The organism is Candidatus Leptofilum sp., assembly GCF_965223525.1.
Taxonomy (GTDB): Bacteria; Chloroflexota; Anaerolineae; order Promineifilales; family Promineifilaceae; genus Leptofilum.
This window is the reverse complement of record NZ_CBDCWX010000005.1, coordinates 473,809-494,316: the sequence shown is the minus strand read 5'-3', so window position 1 is coordinate 494,316 and position 20,508 is coordinate 473,809. Positions and strand designations below refer to the sequence as shown.

The window sequence follows — 20,508 nt, the reverse complement described above, 5'->3', positions numbered from 1 at the left end:
TCCATTTGGAAGCGGCCGTTTTTTTCGTTAGTTCAAATTTAGCCTACTGATCCATCACGATAGGTAAAAAGAGTACGTAGCTTTCTTCGAGTGTCCACTGTTGAGAAGGTGGGGCCGTATCTGTGTTGCCGGCCTCATCAACTGCCCGTACGGTAAAGCTGTAAGAGCCTGGCACCAAATCATTATAGGTGATTGGCGAGGTGCAGGCTGTCCAGCTACTGTCGTTTAACTGGCATTCAAACTGCAAAGCGTCTTGTGCTGTTGTTTCATCGGCCCCAGAAAATTCAAAAACGGCCGTGCCTCGTTGGGGTGCAACCACTTCTGCTGTTAAAACAGCACTATCTATTAATGTGGTAGGTGGCGTTGTATCAGGGATGATCTGATAGCCAACATGAAATTCAACTTTGCTTCTTTCCTGGCTGTTGCTGAATGTGCCAACCAATGATAGCGTTCCTGTTAGTTCAAACCCCTGGCTAAAATCAAAATCTTTCACCATCCAGTGATTCCAATCTTCGCCAGTGAAATTTCCAAGTGCCTGATCATCTAACATGACGTTTTGAAGGAATACGGACCCTTGATCCCGATCCACCAGCGTGATTTGCATGATGTTAAGGTCGTTTTCACTATATGTTTTGCCCAGTGCCTCCAACTGAAGCGAAACATCCGGGTACTCTAATGAGTAGTCACCATTTGTGTTCGAGACAGTAACATTCATCATGTCAGAAACTGGAGTATAAGTCCAAGATATGCTGTTTGTCTCTGCCCACTGAATATTCCGTTCATTCCTATTCGCACCAACACCTAGGTCTGGAACACCCAAAAACAGTTCGGAACCACCTGTGTTGTTAAATGAGCGAAACCGTAAGCCGATAAGTGCTTCTTCATATGCTTCCTCGCCTTCTGTAATAACCACACTCGGTGCACTCCAAACCGGTGTGGTTATGAAACTCATTGTGAGTAACCCGACAAATAAATATTTGATTTTTCGATAAATGTTCATCTGGTTCCCTTTGTTATAGATGCGGTTTTGTAAGCTGTGTTGTAAATGCCATTTCCACCTAACAAGAAATTAATAAACTTGGCTTACGTAAATTGTTAAAAAATTCTGTTTTGGTACCAAAGTAGCAGCGATGCAAGCGAGCTCCGTGTCAATTGGGTGGTTTATTTGAGCTAAGTTAGGGCAGAAGATGTAGGACGGCCGTTTCATAAACATTTCCTCACGATTCCCTGGTTTGGTTGACACACCGGATCATGTATGCCATAATGCGCCCATCATTTCCAATTGATTGCCTAAGTAAAAGTGTTTTTTGCTTTTACATTTGGCGAAGCTATCTTTATGATGAGGAGGTGGTGCTAATGGATAGTAATTTATCTAAACGCACCGTAGCGCTACCTTCTCTGAAGACTCAGTAGCGCTACGGTGCACGCAAGGGCCCTGTTTTCGGACAGGGCCCTTGTTTGTTTTAGGGTAAGCATTTAGACTTTTGAAGTTTTGTGACGAATTGATGTGGTCTCTAGAAGTGAAAACTTCAAAAGTCTTCAAACGAAGAAGGGTAGAAAATGAAAGAAGTTCCTGTAATTTTGTTTGGCGTGGGCGGGGTTGGTTCGGCGTTGATTCGGCAGGTGGTGAACGGCCGTTCACACCTCAAAACCCGCAATCAAATCCAGTTCAACATCGTGGCCATCACCGACAGAAAAACGATGCTCTGGGAGCGCACTGGCCTGAGCGACGTGCAGCTTTTGGAAGCGGTCGCAGCCAAAAGGCAGGGGCTAGCAGTTGACCCCGCCCACCGCACCATCAAACCCAACCACCGCGTGCGTCCCAGCGAGATGGAAATTGTGCAGCAGGTCACCCAGGCCAATCTTGGCCCCGCCATTTTTGTGGACGTCACCGCCGCCGACGGGCTGGAGCCAACGTTGAGTAAAGCACTGTCGCAAGGCCACAGCGTCGTTTTGGCGAATAAAAAAGCGTTGGCAGGTGCTTGGGCATCCTCACAGGAATTTTTCAACCATCCCCGCCTCCGCCACGAATCCACCGTGGGTGGCGGGCAGCCCGTTATCGCTACGCTGCGTTATCTGCTGGATGTGAACGATCCAATTTACCAAATTGAAGGGCAGCTCAGCGGCACGCTCGGCTTCATCTGCACCCAGCTTGATACCGGGGTTCCCCTCTCACAGGCCATCGCCGAGGCCAAAGCGAAAGGGTACACCGAACCCGACCCCCGTGAAGATTTGGGCGGGCAGGACGTCATGCGAAAAGTAATGATTTTGGGACGGATGGCCGGTTGGCCGCTGGAAGCGAACGACATCGAAGTGGAATCACTCTACACGCCAGATTTGGCCGATCTCACGGTGCCACAATTTTTGGAAGCTGCCAGCCAACTGGATGCCGCGATGGCGCAGCGCGTGGCCGAAGCCCGCGAAAACGGCCAGGTGCTGCGCTACGTGGCCGAACTATCTGAGGGAAGCGGAACCGTCGGCCTCAAACCAATTCCCGCTGACAGCCCACTGGCCAACATGAAGTACATTAGCTTCCGCACGGGCTTTTACAACGACGAGCCACTGCTCATCGGCGGCAAAGGCGCAGGCGTAGAGATGACGGCCGCTGGCGTGCTGGGGGATATGATTGGGTTAGTCCGTGAACAGTGAGTCTGTGTTCGGTAATCAGTAATCGGTTACCTTGAGTAGTTACCGATCACCGATAACAGGTTACCGATTACGGCTCCTCCTCAAGGAGGAAGAACGGCACCGAAATGGGGCTGCGGTTGCGCTGTAGGGGTACATCGGCTCCGTCAGGGTCAAATTCGTCTGGCTCGCCTGCGTTGAGGTAGAGGGTGACGTAGAGCGTTTCAGTTGCCAGCGTGGGGTCAATGGAAATGGCAATGTCATGATTGACGCCGGGGGAAACGGCCGTAAATCCCAAAACCTCCCCTCGCTCCCCGTCATCATCCGCCTCGATAGCTACCCAGGACGGCACGTCCACCACCACCAAATCCACTGTTAAAACGGCCGAAGCCGTGCCAGTATCTGGTAGCGGCTGGTCTTCAATCACCAAATAGTTGCCTGGCGTCAGGCTAAACGTAACGGTATTGGGCAGCCGCTCTTCATACAAAATGGGTTGATCCACGCGAGGGAAATCAAAATCATCGCCCGGCTCACTGTCTTCGTGCAGGCGCAAATGAAGGATGGAGGTTGCGGCCGTTTCCAGCACCTCCACCATCACTCGCTCATTCAGCCCATCTGCCAGCGGCGCAGAGCCGATGATCAGCCCCGGCTCCCCGTCATCATCAAAATAGGCCACCAGCCAGCCGGGGCCGTTGGAGATGACGCGCTCTACCTCAAACATGCTGTCTATCAGCGGCTGGTCCAGCACAAAAATGTCTGGTGGGTAGGTAGCGCTGAATGCCGCCTCAACCGGGTCCCCCTCTGCCAGCAGCGGTTCATCCTCAGCCTCGTACTCAAAATGGAGCGGCTTGCCACCGTCGGCGTAAAGCGCGGCGACCAGTGTGGGTGTACCTTGCCGCCAGGGGATGGTGAGCATAACATCTTCATGCAGGCCCGCCGTGAGCGGAACGACACCCAGCAGCGTTGCGGGACGGCCGTTTGCCTCCGTATGAATCGCCAACCAACCATCTTGGGGCAGCAAAACAGAATCAATCTGCAAAACGCCATCTTCGCCGATGGCTTGCTCGCTGACCTCAATAACTGGCTTGGAAAGCTGAAATTCCAACGCAAAGGTCGTGGCAATCTGTGCAGATTCCCACAGCAGCGGTTCATCGGGGCCATCCGGGAACTCAAATTCGCCCGCCTCGCCCACGTCTGCGTGCAGCAAGGTTACCAAATTGGGGGTAGCAAGCTGTGGATCGATGGTAAGTGCTAAATTTTGGTTGAGTCCGGTGGAAACGGCCGTAAAACCCAACACGTCCCCCAGTTGACCATCGCGCATGGCGTACACCACCAGCCAGCCATCTTCCGGCGAGACTACGCTGGCGATTGCCAAAACGCCCTCGTCGGTTAATGTTTGGCCAGAAGCGCTAATGTGCGGCGCGGCTGGGGTAGGGACGGGAGTGTCGGTGGCGGTGGGGCGTGGCGTGTCGGTTGGGGCGGTGGCAACGCCTGCACCAAGCGCAGCCGAAGTGGCTGTTTCCGCTACGCCATCTGCTACCAAAGTAGGAGAAGACGTAGCTGCCCCCTCATTTGCACAAGCGACTGCAATGCCAAGAAATAGCCCCAACCACCAGTAAATTGCTATCAACTTGATCAGTTTCTTCATAAATCATAAATAATGTACTTTAGGGATACAGCCATTGCCTTATAAGTTGTTCCTGCGCCTACAAATTTAACGCGAGCGAGATTGTAGAATAGTTGTGAAAAATCTCAAATTGTTACTTGGTTTACACTCAGAATCTATCTTCTACCTTAAGATTGCGCTATAATATCAACAGTACTGTAATACTATATGATATGCTACCTGGCGATATTTTCCACACACACAAATTAGCACGTAAAGTATTGTGACTTTTTCATGTTAATGTGTGTCGTATCATATATTGGAGCAGGTGGTTGGCAGTAAAGGTTCGTTAAGTAATCCTTGCGTTGGAAAAATGAACCTGAAGGAAGGGATGATAATGGGTAATGAAATTGCAAAGCGTATTGAGTTAGAAAAGCGGGAAAAGATGCTGCATGAACGACTAACAAATGATACCCGCCGATTACAATCTGCCAGAGCGCATTTGAAGACGTGTGAAGAAGCGTTAGAGCACACTTTGATGGAGCTGCATGAAGTAAAAGAACAGAAAAAAGCGATAACTGGTTTGCTAGAAAGCATGTGGAACGGGGGCAAAGCCGAAGGTTCTTTGAAAAAGGCGTAACCTTTTTGCCAAATACAATCTATTTTTAGACATTTTTATTCAAATAGCCAGATAAACAAAAAAGCCGGACGCTACCGTCCGGCTTTTTGTTGTTTTTATTAGTTGCCTAACCATTCAATCTTTATGTGGTTGCTCATTTTTTGAAACTCTGGGTCGCCGGTAAGCAATGTGGCAGAAAGCTCCTCAGTTAGTCCTGCGGCAAAGGCATCAGCGTAGGCTATGGGATATTGAGCCTTGATAGCAGCTGCAGCGAACACTCTTTCCCTCGTTGCTGGCAATATTTCTACAGGGATTTCTTCCATGTAGGCTAAAATGGTTCGCAATCTTTCCTGACCCCAACGACGTTCAATAATGTAAGCTAATTCCCCCAGATTTATAAGGCTCATGGTCAGCGCAGCCTTGTCTTTCTTGGCGTCTTGCAGCAAAGTTTCAACACGGGCTGCGCCAGGCTCATCATTCAGCAAAGCCAGGAGTGCATAACTATCCAAGACGTAGCGATTATTCAATTCGACCTTCCTCAATTGCTTTTTCTTGCGCTCGTTCAGCGAGGAGAGCGGCCGTTAAAGACGGCTCGGAAGCTAGCAATCCCCGTAAGGCAGCGATAGGGTCTTCTGGCAAAGGAACAACAGACAAGCCGCCACCATAATCTATAATGCGAACACGATCACCGGGTTTTATTTTATACTTTTGGCGATAAGCCTTGGGAATAACAACCCAGCCTTTGTTGGATACAATTGCAGACGGCATGGTCACATACTCCGTTTAGGGTATATAAATTAGATAATAGTATATACAAAGTTCATTTTGGAATCAACAGGCGTTAGGTTGCAAAAGTTTGACAGACTTCTGGAATCTCTTGATCTCAACGAGTAGATTTAGCTTGCCACCACATTGTTGAGCCATCGGTGGTGACGGTGATGGTGCCGAGTTTATCAGTTCGCAAGACGGCCGCACCGACGGCCGTTGCCCGTTCCAGCATCTCCGGGGCGGGATGACCAAATCGGTTGTCTACGCCTGACGAGACGATGATGATTTGAGGCTGGATGGCTTGTAAAAAAGGCAAACTGCTAGAGGAATTGGAGCCGTGATGTCCTGCTTTGAATACGAGGGCGGTTAACGGCCGTTCCGCCGCCAACATTTCCGCCTCACCCTGTTGCTCCGCATCTCCCGTAAACAAAAAAGTGAAATCTTCATACACCAGCCGCATCGAGACCGAATTTTCGTTGCGATTGTCCGCGATGAGCATTGGGCCAGGATGCACCACCTCTAGCCGCACGCCATCCTCAACTTCGATGATTTCGCCAGCCTGCACGGGGCGAATCTCCGTTTGTTGCTTTTCGGCAGCGGCTAGCACTTCGTCGTAGATGGGCGATTCGCCAAAGCTTTGCCCGTTGGTGATGAGGGTGTTGACGCGATAACGGTCGAACACGCCCACCAGCCCGGAAACGTGGTCGGCGTCGGGGTGGGTGGCTATGAGGATATCAATTTCTTTGTCCCAAAAGGGCATCTGCCGCCCTAGCTGATCGTTCAAAATGCTGGGGTATAGTCCGCCATCCACCAAAATTTGTCGTCCGCTGGGGGTTTGGATGAAGGTGGCATCCCCTTGCCCCACATTCAAAAAGGCAATGTGTAGCTGGCCGTCTGGCTGGCTCATGCCCCAGCTTAAAATGAGGACGACCGTTACTCCAGAAGCCCCTACCGCCAACCGCTGCGTGATGTTTTGGCGAACGGCCGTAAAAATCTGGCTGCGTCGTTCTAGGGGTTGTTTACCCAGCCAGGTAAGTCCGCCAATCACCCCAAAAATGGCAATGACACCGCTGGTGGGAATTACCAACGGAACGGCCGCACCCGGCACGGCGGCAAACAGTCGCACCATCCAGATGGTGTAGCCCAGAAAAATCCAGGCCACCCACCCCAAGAGCTGCCCAACCGCCGGCAGCGCCAAGCCCACCAGCGTGGCCAATCCGCCCCAAATCATGACGGCGGGCTGCACTGGCAGGATGAGGGCGTTGGCCAGAAAGCTGATCAGTGAAAGCTGGTCAAAGTAAGCAATGATGAGCGGCAAGGTCAAAATTTGGGCAGCGATGGTGAGAATGACAGCCTCCGACAGGACGCCCATCACATTTTCTACCCAGTCGCGCACCAGCCAACGCCGCAGGATGCGCCGTGTCCACTGGGTGAGCGGGTCGGCGTACAGCATGAGGCTGAGCGTGGCGGCAAAACTGAGCTGAAAACCAACATCCCACAGCGTGAACGGCCGTACCAACGTCATTGCAATCCCTGCTAAAAACAAGGAAGCGAAGGCAAAATTCGGCCGTCCTAGCCAGCGGTTGGCAATGAGGTAAATGCCACCCATTAGTGCCGCCCGCACCACTGAAGCATCGGCCCCTACCAGTACGGTGTACAGTGAGATGCCCACCAGGGCAAAGATAACCGCGCCGCGTCTAGAAAAGAAAGGTTCCGCCAGCCGCACCAAAATCGCCACAAGAATAGCCACATTAAAGCCGCAAATATAAACCCAAACCAGAAGTAAATTTCAAGCTAGCTGGTTCAATTTCGTATAATGCGAATGCAAATTGAATCTTGATAGTGTCATTTAGTTGTAAATCCAGCCCTATTGAAATCACTTTCTTGAAAAAGTGTAAACGGCCGTTGCTTATTTCAAAAGGCGGCGGTTTTTGGTTTGCATTGAAGGATTTAAGTGAGCTTCAAATTGAGAATCTGTTGGCCATGTTACCGTATTAATATCTGCGGGTCTCTCCATGAACCAATTAAATTGACAGTCTCCTGAGATTGGGCTGGAAACTGCAAGTAGTTTCCGTAACCATCACTAGAAATTGGTCTGGTTGTAATCAAGTTTCCATCAAAATAAAAATTCAAATTCAGACCACTTTTTTCTACCCGCATGACATACGGTGTTCCCAAAGAAAATGGAACAGAATATGTTGATTCAGTTCCTCCAGAACCTCCTTGCCAGGGAATAATTGATATAGTGCCTTGCTGAGGCGTCGTTGAATTTCCAATGATGTATACATATGATATTTCTTCCCCTCCATCAACCCATTGGGTACTGAGACCAATAGTCTCTATTTCAGTTAACGAAGCATCAAGTTGAACGGTAACTTGTATGCCAACAAATTGTGGTGCTAAGCCAGGAGGTTGAATTGCAATATAAGGGGCGCTATTTGGACAAGATTTGTCTTCATTGATATGAACATAGCCCTCTTCACGGGTGACGGTATAGCATTCTTCATTACTTGCTGGCCAATTTTCAAAACCATCAAGTGAAAGATATTCAGGAGTAGAAGACGGAGTTATCGTCGGTGTGTGCGTAAGTGTTGGCGTTGGAGATGGCGTATGAGTGGAAGTTGGCGTTGGTAAAGGGGTCGGTGTTGAAGGTAGCGTCGGCGTATTAGTGGGATTTGACGTTGGGGTTGGCGTATATGTTTCAGTTGGTGTAGATGATGGTGTAAGGGTGGCAGTGGAATTAGGTGAAGGTGTATTTGTTGGTTCCCCTGTTTTAGGTAAGGTTACTGTCGGGGTTGCAGCTATAGATGCAACGATGGGTGCTTCAAGTGTACTGGTTGCAAAGGGAGTATCAGTCGGAAATTCTGATGTGCTCCGCTCTAGAACAGGAGCTAGCGAGTCCGTTTCTAATGGAATATTTTCAATCTCGGAACTTGTCGCTTGTGGATTTTCTGTGCTTTGTGACGAAACAGTGCCTTCTGAAATTGGAGAAGGGGCAATCGTAACTACAGTTGTTAATGCACTTTCGCCATCCGAAAGCAACGCCGCCGATTGGGTAGTTGACTCAGGCGTAGCATTCACAAATTCACTAGCTGGAGACTCATTAAAAATATTTACAATGAATATAGTAATCTCATCTCCTTGCATCATGAAAATCGTTAAAAGAAGGACAAATGCGAATGTTAGTTTACTAGCGGATTTAAGAATCCAAATAAACGAGTACCGTCTTGCTTCTGGGTATATCATTGAAATTTTTGGCCATTCCACGTTAGGCCTTTCATTCTGAAGCGCACTTAGTAACCGTTCAAGCTCACCCTTTCGATACATATGTAAGATAAGCTCTCGCGCCTTATCTATTCGAATTTCTCCTTTAAGATTCTCAAATTCAACATCAAGGTTAAAGCATAAACTTTCAAGTTCTGACCGATTAAAATATTCGTCAAGTAGGTACAACAATCTACCCGGATTTCCCGATTCATTCCCTTCGTTACTGCTGATGGTCATTTCGTACTCCAAATTGCTGTAATTGAATCTGGCAGACTGACAAGAATGAATTAAAAATAACTCACTTCCCCTTGTACGGCAAACCTCACTGTGAGTAACTATTATGTGTCCTTCACGAGCACATCGTGAAAGGCCAGCTTCTCCTCAGTGAAGGAGGAGGGTAGTGAAAAACACATGGGCAGATGAAGAAGAGATTTTTCAATTCTCCCTCAAATAGACAGCCTAAAAATTCGTCTTATTGGAGGGAAACCGCCATTAATCTAATAGTCATATCCCTAAGAATTTAATTTTGAGACTTTCCTATAGACAAAGGAGGTGTTTTTAGTGCCTCTCTAACTTTCTTTGCCATGCTCATTATCATGCAATTTGTGACTTTTCCAGAGTAATTCAATGTAGGGGTAGGAGATTTTATGCAGTGGGTGTAAAGCGTGTCCGATTGTGGCCTTTTGTGGGGCATCGTGGGGCGAAAGCTTATTGTAATGGGATGATGGGCTTCTATAAGATGTAGATGTAGGAATTTACAGGTTTAACAATATTAAGGTTATTGCATGTTTTTAGGTGAGTTCACGCACACAATTGATAGTAAGGGTCGTTTGACCATCCCTTCAAAATTCCGTGCACTAATTGCAACAGGATTGGTTGTAACGCGTGGGTTTGACCAAAACCTAATGGTTTTTCCCATTGATGGTTGGATGGATTTGGCTTACCGAATTGCAGGGCAACCATTAGCCGATGAAGACATGCGCATGTTTCGCCGCCGTGTTTTTTCTGGGGCAGCTGATCTTTTCCTTGACCGACAGGGGCGCATATTAATACCAGAGTACCTGCGCGACTTTGCCGACATTAACAACGAGGTCGTAATCGCTGGCTTGTTTAACTATTTTGAGCTTTGGAATATCGAAAAGTGGCAGACAGTTCGAGACGTAATTGAAAATACTGGCAACTCAGATCGGTGGGAGGATTTAGGTGTATAGTCACAAATCTATTTATGAATAGCGCAAACTGATGGATAACAGGTGTAATGGTAATGATTTCTAAAAAACTCCTAACTGTGGCTACTATCTCATGGCTCTGTATAGAAATAGGGCAATTCGTTGAAATACACACGTCTTTAGGACAAAACAGATTGTACTGGCCTTTTTGGTTTGCCGTAACCTTGATAATAATTCTCGGCACTCACATTATTGACATATACATTGAAAAATTTAAAGGGAAACCTCCTGCACAAGACCAACAGGCCAGACAATCTAATTCTTAGCCCATCATAAGGAATGAAGCAATGATTTGGGCAGCGAATATAACCTACCCCACTATTGTTCAGACTTGCTCAAAAACTATAAACTGAAAATTATTTGATTTCGTCCATATCAAATGTATTGGACATCCAGTCCGAGACATTATTGGCTTTTGGATGATGTAATGTCTCTAAAATTCTTAAGCTCGTTAAACCAAATTTTTTTGCTTTTTCTAAATTCTTTAGTTGAAAACAGGCTCTCGCAAGCCCAAAATAGGCAAGCCCTTCTGACTCTTTTTCCTTGATATTAACAGCTATGTCTAAGGCATGAGCAAAATCTTCATGGGCATTATCCCACTCGCCCAACTCTAGGTATAGTTTTCCACGCTCAATCCGTATTCCCGCAGTTAAAAAAGGATTATTTAATTCAATAGCAATTTTTACACCTCTTTCATAATATCTCCTTGATTTTTTCATCTCTCCTTTTTTTAAATATACTTCCCCAAGGTTTGTATAAACAACGCTTAAGTCTTTTTTATAATCCATCTTGCGTGCAATTTTGCGAGCCATAAAAAGATACTTTTCGGCATCATTCGGTTTATCAAGCTCCAATTTTAATGCAGATAAATTTAATAAGATAGTACTAAAGTGTTGAGTATTATCTTTACGAGCAGCTTCTAGTGCTTGAAGATAATATTGTTCCGCATTTTCATACTGTCCAATTGCTTTCTCTTTTTCAGCCAAGTTATTTAAGGCATTCATGATCAGTTTTTGATCATCAATTTTTTTTGCTAATTCTAGACTTTCAAATAGGTACTCAGCTGACTGCTCAAGATTTCCTTGACGTGCAACACACGCGCTTATATTTGTTAGCAATAAACTTATGCGGGATTCATCATTTATCTCCCGGGCTAATGCCAACCCATCTTTGTATATTTGTAATGCGTCTTCAAAATAAGCTCGATGGTAATAAGCGGTGCCTAAATTAGCGTAGAGTCTTATTCTTGTTACTGGATTTATATGAGTCTCATCTAATGCAATTCCATGACGATAATATTCCAAAGCTGATGTATAGAGTCCCTTTGTAAAGAGGTGCCGTTGCAACGCTAGAATTCCTTGAAGATAAGAGTCCCAGTCTTGTAGGCTTTTAGATAAGTTTATTGCATAAAGAATATTGTTACCTTCTTCGGATAGTTCAACTACATTGTCGGTATTTTTTTCTGCAAATTTTACATAATACTGAATTAATCTCTTCTGAGAATCAGCAATTTCTTTTCTTTCCCTTACATAGGACAGAATAAGGGGATGAAGCCGATAACGTTCTTGAGATAGCCGCTGGAGAAGGGAACGTTTGTATAATTGTTGGAGAATGTGAGATGTATTTGTTACTGCCTGATCAATAACATAAGCAACCGCTTTTTCCTCAAAATCAACTTCTCCAAATACACTCAACTTAAAAAAGACCGCTTTTACAGCCTCAGGTAGAGATTTTGTTGTTACATTGAACGACGACTTAACAGATCTTTCAGCAAATTCTAAATGCTGCAAATTAGATTCTTCTTCCAAAATTTGATTGACAAATTCCTCAACTGAGCTTATTGACTCATTTACTAATCTTCCAGCAGATAATGTGATTGCAAGCGGATGGTGACCCAATGCATTTGCTAATTTGCTAATCAAATTTCTGTTCTTTTGTACCAATGTTTTGCCAAGAAAATGACTAAAAAGCTGAAAAGAATTGCCTGATTCTTGAAGGAATGAAGAAACGGAATAGCTTTTTGCACGAAATGAAATAGACAAATCCTTGTTTCTTGTAGTAATAAGCGCTGCACAAGGACCACTGGGGGGCAAGAATAGTTCTAGGTCGTTTCGGCTTCTTACATCGTCAAGAATAAGAAGTGCTCTCTTATTTGCCAGAACCTCACGAGTTTTTTGACTTCGACTTATCAGGTCGATGTTACGCCAAATATCGTCCTCCCCAAAGGCGCTTGCCAGATTGCCTAACAAGGACATTTTATCGCTCGCACTCATTTGTACCCATAAAATGCCATCAGGAAAATATGAACGGAATTGATATGCTACCCGCGCCGCCAAAGTTGTCTTTCCTACTCCGCCCATGCCTTCCAGAGAATAAAATGTGCGATGATATTTTTGAGTTAGAGAAATCTTGAGCGTTTCGATTAATTCCTTCCGGCCAACAAAAAAAGAAATATCAGGTATGGCTTGAAAAGGGGCATTTTGCTCTTTCAATAATTTCTCGTCGATCCAAAAAGCGAGAATTTCTTGCTCCTCTCTATTTGAGGTGATCAACAATTCATCAATTGGCAGATGAGCTGCAAGGGCCAGCAATTGGTTTGTTTCATTTTTGTTTAAACGTAATGCCTTAGCTATCAGAATGACATCTTGCCAATGACGTGGTTTTTGGACTGATCCACTCAGCCAGTTTTTTATTGTACTTCGGGGCAACCTTGTTTTCTCTACAAGCCAGGAGAGTTTTACACCACGACTTGAAAATAATTCTTCAAGGAACTCCGAAAATGATTTTTCTATCATTTTGACCACCAAGCATGAGAATTCGACTTACTTTGGTCCATTTTTGGACTTCTTTTTGGAAACGACGAACTCATAATTGAAAGTTGAGTCAATTATGTGTGTTTAATTTCTTAAATAGTGCTCTGAAAGCAAAAGGAGAGAAGGATGAATCGTTCTCAAAATTATAGGTACATTTTGCTAGCAATATTGTTGGTGACTGGCGTAATGCTCGGTCTAAATCTGTATAACAGTTCTGCATATGCGACATCCGAAGATATTATCACAATGATTTACCCTGTTCAGGAGAATGGGAATCAATGGACAATAACGCAAGGATACAACACAGAATACCACGGAGGCAATGATAATAACAATGCTGACCTAATGGCATTAGATATTTCAGGAGCCAACGTAACAGGAGAAAATGTAATTGCGGCGGCTGAAGGTATATTATGGCATGTAGAAGACTACCCTAACTGTCAAATCGTCATTCGACATGGCGATCTTTTTACCTCCTATCTACATGTTCAGCCAGTTCAAGGTCTTGTTATTGATCAACCGATTTCAGTGGGAGAGGTAATCGGAACTATGCAGTTATGTGGTGGGATTACGATTGGAGCTCATGTTCACTTCTTACTCAATAGATGGACAGGGACTAATGAACCTCCTAGAGAATTTCCCTATCAGAGCAATTGGGAACCTGTACCTTTCCTGAGTCTGTGTGGTGACGCTTACCCTTATCTTGGCGATAACGTAACAGGGCAGTACACGGGCCAAAATATATCTCCTTGTAATGAATCCATCCCATACAACACAGGAACTCCAAATTTTGCTAGCTTGTCTAATGAAGGATTAGCGAGTGGAGACTTTAACAATGACGGGTATTTTGACTTAGTAATCGGAGTTTCTGGTGAAGATATTAACGGTAAGGAAAATGCTGGTGCGATAAATGTAATTTATGGCTCTAGTCAGGGACTTAATGAATCTGGAAACCAATATCTCCGACAAGATAACGCAGGCATGCTCAATAGTTCACATGCTGATGATCTGTTTGGTTCGGCACTTGCGACAGGTGACCTAAATGGTGATGGGCATGATGACTTGATAATTGGTGTACCAGGAGAGGACATCAACGGCAAGGAAGATGCAGGTGCTATCAATATCCTGTATGGCTCAGTATCTGGGCTATCACTAAATGGTGATGAGTTCTTGCGTCAGGACAATGCAGGTATGCTCAATAGTTCACATGCTGATGATCTGTTTGGTTCGGCACTTGCGACAGGTGATCTAAATGGTGATGGGTATGATGACTTAATAATTGGCGTTCCTGGAGAGGACATTAACGGAAAGGAAGATGCAGGTGCAATAAATATCCTATATGGCTCGACAACTGGAATTTCACTCAATGGCGATGAATTTCTGCGTCAGGACAATGCAGGCATGCTAAATGTCTCGAATTCCAATGATTTATTTGGCTCATCACTTGCAACAGGTGACCTAAATGGCGATGGGTATGATGACTTAATAATTGGCGTTCCTGGAGAGGACATCAACGGCAAGGAAGATGCAGGTGCAATAAATATCCTGTATGGGTCTGCTAACGGTTTATCGCTGAATGGTGATGAATTTCTGCGTCAGGACAATGCAGGCATTCTCAACGTATCCCATGCCGATGATCTGTTTGGTTCGGCACTTGCGACAGGTGATCTAAATGGTGATGGGTATGATGACTTAATAATTGGCGTTCCTGGAGAGGACATTAACGGAAAGGAAGATGCAGGTGCAATAAATATCCTGTATGGCTCGATAACAGGAATTTCACTCAACAATGATGAGTTTCTACGTCAAGATAATGCTGGTATTTTAGATTTGTCGGATACCAATGAGTTATTTGGTTCAGCGTTGTCAGTTAACGACCTAAATGGCGATGGGTATGATGACTTAATTGTTGGAGTCCCTGGTGAGGACATCAATAGCAAAGCAGATGCAGGAGCCATAAATGTTCTTTATGGTTCAGCAACGGGACTTTCCCTCAACGGAGACCAATTTATTCGCCAAGATAACGCTGCATTATCTGATGAATCCGAGGAGAATGATTGGTTTGGTGCTGCCGTTCAATCGGCCGATTTCAATGGGGATGGATTCATAGATGCCATTATTGGGATACCTGGTGAAGATATTAGCTCTATCAGCAATGCTGGTGCTGTTGCCTCAATTCAAGGCTCAACTGTTGGATTAGCTTTAAACCTCAACCAACTCTGGCATCAAAATAGTAATGGGATTTCTGGTGGGCTCAACCAGGATGATTGGTTTGGCGGAGTTTTTGTTGAGTAAGCATTAAGTAAGGAGCTTAGGGCTAACAATAAAAAGAAGCCACATGGTTCAAGAGTTTATCGCGTTTCCTCACGAGCCATGTGGTATTCTTATGAACAAAAATCCAAAAACACACCTAGCCCCAAGTGAGCCCTATTATAGGATTTTTTTGTGATTGGAAAACTGAACAAGATTTGGAGACTTAATACGCTTAATCTTACGCTTAGCATGTTCAGGCAATTTATCCATATCTTTGATAACATACCAATTGCCTTTCCTCTCTAAGATCTCTTTCGTGTTTAAATCTTCAAAATCAATTGGTGTTGCTGACATCTTTGCTAATTTCAGAAGCTCTTCAATGGAGATTGGTTGATTATCCATAATTAATTCCTTAATGATAGCAATTGCATTTAGGGCACATGCTGAGATTTCGACAAATAGGATTCTAAATTATTACTTAATTGTACCGTAACTTCAGAAACAGATTTGTTCCAACACTGAGATACATAATCATGAATAATTTGAACATGTTGTGGATAAACAGGATTTCCTGAAAGTTTTATAAAAGGCCCATCTGTCTCTGTTAGCATCAGCTGCTTGGGGATGTGATTGATAATTCTTTTCCCATGTATGCTTTGAATCATAGCCGTGTTCACTGAAAAGTAATGCCCCGCATTCACAATAGCATCTAGCGTTTTCAAGGAGCCACTATACCAGTGAAAAACCACAGGCCCTATTTGATATTCAGTTAACATTTGAAGTACAGTTGACTCTGCTCGTCTGGAATGAAGAGTTACAAAACGCTTTGCATTTCGTAAAAGGTTGAGAACAAAACGGAAAGATGTTAGTTGCTTTTCTTTAGATGCTACTCCATGCTTAGAAAAATCAAGTCCAATCTCACCAATATAACGAGTTTCTTGCAAAGCATTCCGAAAAAGTTGTTTTTCTCGGGATGAATGATGATCTGCAAGTAGAGGATGTAGACCAATTGCCAGATTCAAAAACCTAAAACGCCCCATATGAGGTTTTGCAGCAAAATACGCAGATGGCAGATTTGTGACAGCAATAGTTTTTATTTTTGCTTTTTCAGTGGCTGAGGCAACCTGATAAGGATCGGGGTATAAATCAAGATGGCAATGAGTGTCATGTATCATAATCTTTCTAACCCTGCCCACTGTTTTATGTGATCTTCTGCTTTCTCAGACATAATCTGAATCATTTCATCAAAACCAGATTGAATGACTTGCAGAGCTGAATCTCGAGCAGGCCCAGGTAAATTCATTTTTTTGACAATAGATTGGACTGAACGGCCGTTATACAATGCGTCATACACCCACCCTAAAATTGCCCTAAAATCAACGGCTATATCTTCCTTTATACCTAATTCTCCGCCCCATACATCAAAACCATAATCTGTGCCCTGATCCAATCCAACTTGATGCAAGGATGCTCGACGAATAAGACAAGGAACGCAGTATCCGCAATGTGATACATCACGTCTATACCAACCTTTCCGCCTGGTTGGATGCGCACATGAAATAGAATAAGGTGCCAATTCTCTTACTAGGGTTTCATTCAGAGTTTGTGTCAGTACTTCCCCTTTGGATCTAGTAACTAGTGGGTTACGAATCTTATTGAGAATACCAAGCTGCCTTACAACATTTTGGAACTTATCCAAGAAAATCGGATGAGTTGTTTTTGTGCTGCATGATCCCATACGCGCATCTGTTAAAGGGGGATTGAGGGCAATAAAGCCGTTTTCAGGAACTAATAAGGGTATAATCCTTTCTTGAGTATTATGCTGGCTAGCTGTATAAAGCCCCAGAGCGAGGAAAACAACTGAGCGACTACGAAATGTTGTTTCTCTGATTTGCGGTTTTTGTACCTTTCCAGCAACTCCTTGACTTTCAGCTACATAAGGCATGGTTCCAACTCTGGCCTGAACCAGATTTATACGCCAGGGAAATTGTTGTTCCAACAAATTTACGAGGAGTTTTTGTGCTCTTCGTGCAGTTGAGCCAAGATCATAGTGGCTGACCAAGGTTACGGGAGCATCTTGCTCTTCTAGTAGATCAATAGCTCCCACCAGTGAATCCAACCCACCTGAGAATAAACAAGCTGTTGAAGCAGGGTAAAGATGTTTGACGCGAAGCTGCCTTTCTCTGCCATGATAGATTGCCCCATCACGGCTGCTAAAATCAAATTGCCAACTGTCACCAGTTAAAAATTGCAACGCATCTGCTAATAATTCGGAAACGCTACCCCAAAGAGTTGGATCTTGTACAGGGATTGCAAGTGATAAATCTCGTGTCCAGTTATCAGGAAAATAGTTTCTCGATACAAGTTGATCAACGACGTAAACGATACCAGCCACAACCAATAGATCAGCTTCAATTCCTTCAGGGGCATTAAAAAAGCGGTGAAACTCATCGAAGGGCAAATGAAGATATTGACGTACATTGAGTTCAGGAATAGTTATTTCAAAAACGGCCGTTTTATTGGTCAATAACTGTTCTCCAGGTGGTAGGATCGCAACTTGAATGTCCATTAGCCCTCCACAAATACTCGCCAAACACTGGCTTGTATTTCTTCAGCCATTTGCAAACCAGCTTGCCCTCGCCAATCAAATTGATTGACATCACGACCGTATAAATTGGCGCGAATTGTGTCAAAAATGTAATCCTTAATTTCTCGAAGCCGACGATTTGCCTGCCTCAGGTTTGCAGCCGCTTTGTAAATTCGTTCAGAAAAATCACGCGTAAACTTTTTGTAAACCACATGTCCGAATAATCTTTCCATGTTTTCGCCGACTATATCCATAGCTGCTAAACGAGTGAGTGCTGCATCAAGTTCATCGTAGGTTTCATATTGGCCAATGACTTCTTCTTGAAAATCATCAAAAGCCTCCCGTACTAATTCATCATCCAAACTACTGCCATCACCAGATAAGTAATCTTTTATACCCTGCCAAACTTCAGAAGCAGGTCTGCCAATCAAATGACCAAGTCCGCGATTCTCTAAGGCAGAACCTAAGCCCTCTCCTCTGATTCCTGATAGTAAACCACCAAATCTAGCTCCCGCCCGACTAGCAGCAGCCATTTGTTGTGCAGCCATCGTTGCGCCACCATGGGCTTGAATATAATCGCCCATTACCCGCCTCATTTGAGAAGGAGATGATGTTCCAGAGCTCCCCCAAGCCGTCACTTCTCGTTTGGCTTCAGGCCAATTCCCTGTTTTAGGCAAACTATAACCAGTTGAAGTTCCCATTAGTTGTTTCCCCCTATCGCTTGGGTCAACATCTCTTGAGCTGCTCTGGCCACAGTTCCCTGCTTTTCATTTGCCCACTTTCGTAACAACTCTGTTGATTTGTCCCTAATAGCTGGATACTCGGTTGCAATAGCGTTTACTTTCGCTGGCACTGCACTAGGTAAATTACTGGATGGGATACCGTTCAAAATATCAATCAAACGTTCCGATGCCGATGGCATAATCGGCAGCATTTCATCCCATACCCAAATCAGGTTTCGTTTCTCTTCAGCACGCTTTAATTTATCTTCCAGTTCATCCAGAAGGATATTTTGTTCATCTGTTGGCAACTGCTCAATTTGTAGTTTAAGCTCCTTGGGGAAGATGCCGTTAGCTTCTAATTTCATCAGGTCAAGAATGATTTGACGCATGTACCTAGGAATGGCAGATACACCAGACAAAATGCCCTCAACGCGATCTCGTGTTATCCAGAAGTAACTACGCAAATCCACACTGGTTAATGGTGGATCCATTGCCAGCCAACGACGAATACTAGAATTGTTCCAGTTTGAACCTTGCTCAATCGTTTCTGGCACTTCCGCCTCGTTACCATGTACCCACTCTTCAAGGGTGTTGATTTCTTGTGGTAGGCCATTTTGTGAGGCTTGCCATTTATAAAGTTGAGCAAACAAGCGAGGTCGAAGATATTGGAGCAACATCAGTTTGACCAAGACCTGGTTAGAAAGGTTTTCTAGGTGGGCAGCTTCTGCCAACTTTCGACGCAAAACAAGAGCATTCAACAGGCGCTTTGTTTGACGTGGATTTCCCTTGAGGAATTCCCCTAGTGTAGGGGCAATAACGCTGCACCAAGTCAATTCCTGAATAAGGATTTCTGGTAATGTTATAGTATTGTTGGTAGCTGTATCCTGAATCTGTTGGAGAGAAAAAGTACCCGTTATATCCTGAGAACGTGATGTTATGAACGCTTGGTGGATGACTTTAAAATTCTGTTGTTCAAGATGCTGCTTGCAAAAAAGCAGGCTCATATATGTTTCAATTTCACTTTGGGATAACCGTGGCAAGTAATACGGTACCTGGATCAATTTCTCAACGTAGTCAGTAACCAAGTCAGTTTGACGCTCAGTAGCTGGGGTATCTTGAGTTACATCTTCAGTTTCATAGCGTTTGGCAATGGCATGGCGAACGATGCGTTCATCAGCACCAATGACAAAAGCAACATGAGGAACAGTCAGGAACAGCTTGATGGCTTCTAATGTTTCAACGAGGCGTTTTGGTTCACATCGGTCTAGATCATCAACTAGAATAATGACTGCCTCTAAGTCTGTGTCCTCTATTAAATTGCTAAACTCTTTGCGAAACTGCCTTACCCCTAGCATTGCTTGATTAGCTGGATTGCTCTTGAGCAATTCAGCTAGGTCAACATCTGCTAGGTTTTCTGCTAATTGTTCCTGGGCTTCAGCAGGAGGTGATGGGGACTGCGGCTGAGGCAATAGAGGAGGTATGATGGGTGTGCCAGTTTGTGCGGCGGCCCAGGATGTTAAAAAAGGAACGGCGACTTGATAGCTTGTACTTGCTAACCGTACCCAATCTACTTTCTTAATTAACTCTTTGACACGAGTTTTTATTGCTGGAGCTAATCGTCTATGTTCTGCTAACTCGATAAGTATTGAGTAGATGAGGGCAGATTTAGCTTCGTCATATCCTTCAAACTGCCAGCCATTGAAATAGATAGTGGCAATCTGTTCATTCTCCTGCAAACCGTGCTCCAGCATTTTCATGACGCTGGATTTGCCGCTACCCCAATCGCCAAAAACACCTACAGTGATAGGCAACAAAGATTTGTCTGTGACAACTGATTTGATCAGGTCTGTATGAACCTGAAAGCCTAAGAAATCGATATTAGTTTCATTATCTGTCCACATAGTTTATCTTATTGTCTTTGAGATAGTTGCAGTAGATAAAGCGCAGCTTTGGGCAATAGAATATACTGGTCTCCGATGAGAGAATCTATAAATATTCTACCGTTTAGTATAAGGTAAA

16 protein-coding genes are annotated in these 20,508 nt (G+C 44.6%); 4 read left to right on the top strand and 12 right to left on the bottom strand.

Annotation, left to right across the window (positions count from 1 at the left end; genetic code table 11):
* Positions 1-43: 43 nt before the first annotated feature.
* On the bottom strand, positions 44-1,000 hold the full coding sequence (locus ACOQPM_RS07650; RefSeq protein ID WP_420628652.1) for a hypothetical protein: 957 nt from the start codon (positions 998-1,000) through the stop codon (positions 44-46).
* Between the two features lie 560 nt (positions 1,001-1,560).
* On the opposite strand from ACOQPM_RS07650, the gene ACOQPM_RS07645 reads away from it, so the two are divergent.
* Entirely contained in the window at positions 1,561-2,649 is a 1,089-nt protein-coding gene (locus tag ACOQPM_RS07645; protein ID WP_420628651.1) for a homoserine dehydrogenase, read from the top strand.
* A 67-nt stretch (positions 2,650-2,716) separates the two neighbouring features.
* Here ACOQPM_RS07645 and ACOQPM_RS07640 read toward each other — a convergent pair whose 3' ends face one another.
* Positions 2,717-4,273, bottom strand: a complete 1,557-nt coding sequence (locus ACOQPM_RS07640) for a DUF7282 domain-containing protein (protein ID WP_420628650.1) — start codon at positions 4,271-4,273, stop codon at positions 2,717-2,719.
* A gap of 355 nt (positions 4,274-4,628) precedes the next feature.
* Between ACOQPM_RS07640 and ACOQPM_RS07635 the strand changes: the two genes are divergently transcribed.
* A complete protein-coding gene (locus tag ACOQPM_RS07635; protein ID WP_420628649.1) occupies positions 4,629-4,871 on the top strand; it encodes a hypothetical protein in 243 nt (80 codons plus the stop codon).
* Positions 4,872-4,969: 98 nt separating this feature from the next.
* Here ACOQPM_RS07635 and ACOQPM_RS07630 read toward each other — a convergent pair whose 3' ends face one another.
* The 4 genes from ACOQPM_RS07630 to ACOQPM_RS07615 form a co-directional block, all read right to left on the bottom strand.
* The gene (locus ACOQPM_RS07630; protein ID WP_420628648.1) at positions 4,970-5,377 is read right to left on the bottom strand and encodes a type II toxin-antitoxin system VapC family toxin; all 408 of its coding nucleotides are present in this window, start codon (positions 5,375-5,377) and stop codon (positions 4,970-4,972) included.
* Positions 5,370-5,618, bottom strand: a complete 249-nt coding sequence (locus ACOQPM_RS07625) for an AbrB/MazE/SpoVT family DNA-binding domain-containing protein (protein WP_420628647.1) — start codon at positions 5,616-5,618, stop codon at positions 5,370-5,372. Before ACOQPM_RS07625 ends, ACOQPM_RS07630 begins: the two co-directional genes overlap by 8 nt.
* A 115-nt stretch (positions 5,619-5,733) precedes the next feature.
* Complete coding sequence (locus tag ACOQPM_RS07620; RefSeq protein WP_420630519.1) at positions 5,734-7,383, bottom strand: DNA internalization-related competence protein ComEC/Rec2; 1,650 nt, start codon at positions 7,381-7,383, stop codon at positions 5,734-5,736.
* Between the two features lie 221 nt (positions 7,384-7,604).
* Positions 7,605-9,122, bottom strand: coding sequence for a hypothetical protein (locus ACOQPM_RS07615; protein ID WP_420628646.1), 1,518 nt, complete (start codon positions 9,120-9,122; stop codon positions 7,605-7,607).
* 548 nt (positions 9,123-9,670) lie between these two features.
* Between ACOQPM_RS07615 and mraZ the strand changes: the two genes are divergently transcribed.
* Entirely contained in the window at positions 9,671-10,096 is a 426-nt protein-coding gene (mraZ, locus tag ACOQPM_RS07610) for a division/cell wall cluster transcriptional repressor MraZ (RefSeq protein ID WP_420628645.1), read from the top strand.
* A gap of 374 nt (positions 10,097-10,470) precedes the next feature.
* Here the strand turns inward: mraZ and ACOQPM_RS07605 are convergent, their stop codons facing one another.
* Positions 10,471-12,909, bottom strand: coding sequence for a tetratricopeptide repeat protein (locus ACOQPM_RS07605; RefSeq protein WP_420628644.1), 2,439 nt, complete (start codon positions 12,907-12,909; stop codon positions 10,471-10,473).
* 144 nt (positions 12,910-13,053) lie between these two features.
* Between ACOQPM_RS07605 and ACOQPM_RS07600 the strand changes: the two genes are divergently transcribed.
* Entirely contained in the window at positions 13,054-15,222 is a 2,169-nt protein-coding gene (locus tag ACOQPM_RS07600; protein WP_420628643.1) for a peptidoglycan DD-metalloendopeptidase family protein, read from the top strand.
* Positions 15,223-15,357: 135 nt separating this feature from the next.
* Here ACOQPM_RS07600 and ACOQPM_RS07595 read toward each other — a convergent pair whose 3' ends face one another.
* From ACOQPM_RS07595 to ACOQPM_RS07575, 5 genes are read right to left on the bottom strand one after another with little or no spacing between them, the layout of a single operon-like run.
* On the bottom strand, positions 15,358-15,582 hold the full coding sequence (locus tag ACOQPM_RS07595) for a hypothetical protein (RefSeq protein WP_420628642.1): 225 nt from the start codon (positions 15,580-15,582) through the stop codon (positions 15,358-15,360).
* Between the two features lie 29 nt (positions 15,583-15,611).
* Complete coding sequence (gene qatD / locus ACOQPM_RS07590) at positions 15,612-16,355, bottom strand: Qat anti-phage system TatD family nuclease QatD (protein WP_420628641.1); 744 nt, start codon at positions 16,353-16,355, stop codon at positions 15,612-15,614.
* On the bottom strand, positions 16,352-17,749 hold the full coding sequence (gene qatC / locus ACOQPM_RS07585; protein WP_420628640.1) for a Qat anti-phage system QueC-like protein QatC: 1,398 nt from the start codon (positions 17,747-17,749) through the stop codon (positions 16,352-16,354). Before qatC ends, qatD begins: the two co-directional genes overlap by 4 nt.
* A complete protein-coding gene (locus ACOQPM_RS07580; RefSeq protein ID WP_420628639.1) occupies positions 17,749-18,468 on the bottom strand; it encodes a hypothetical protein in 720 nt (239 codons plus the stop codon). The genes qatC and ACOQPM_RS07580 overlap by 1 nt, the downstream gene beginning before the upstream one ends.
* Positions 18,468-20,390, bottom strand: coding sequence for a KAP family P-loop NTPase fold protein (locus ACOQPM_RS07575; protein ID WP_420628638.1), 1,923 nt, complete (start codon positions 20,388-20,390; stop codon positions 18,468-18,470). The genes ACOQPM_RS07580 and ACOQPM_RS07575 overlap by 1 nt, the downstream gene beginning before the upstream one ends.
* Positions 20,391-20,508: the final 118 nt, after the last annotated feature.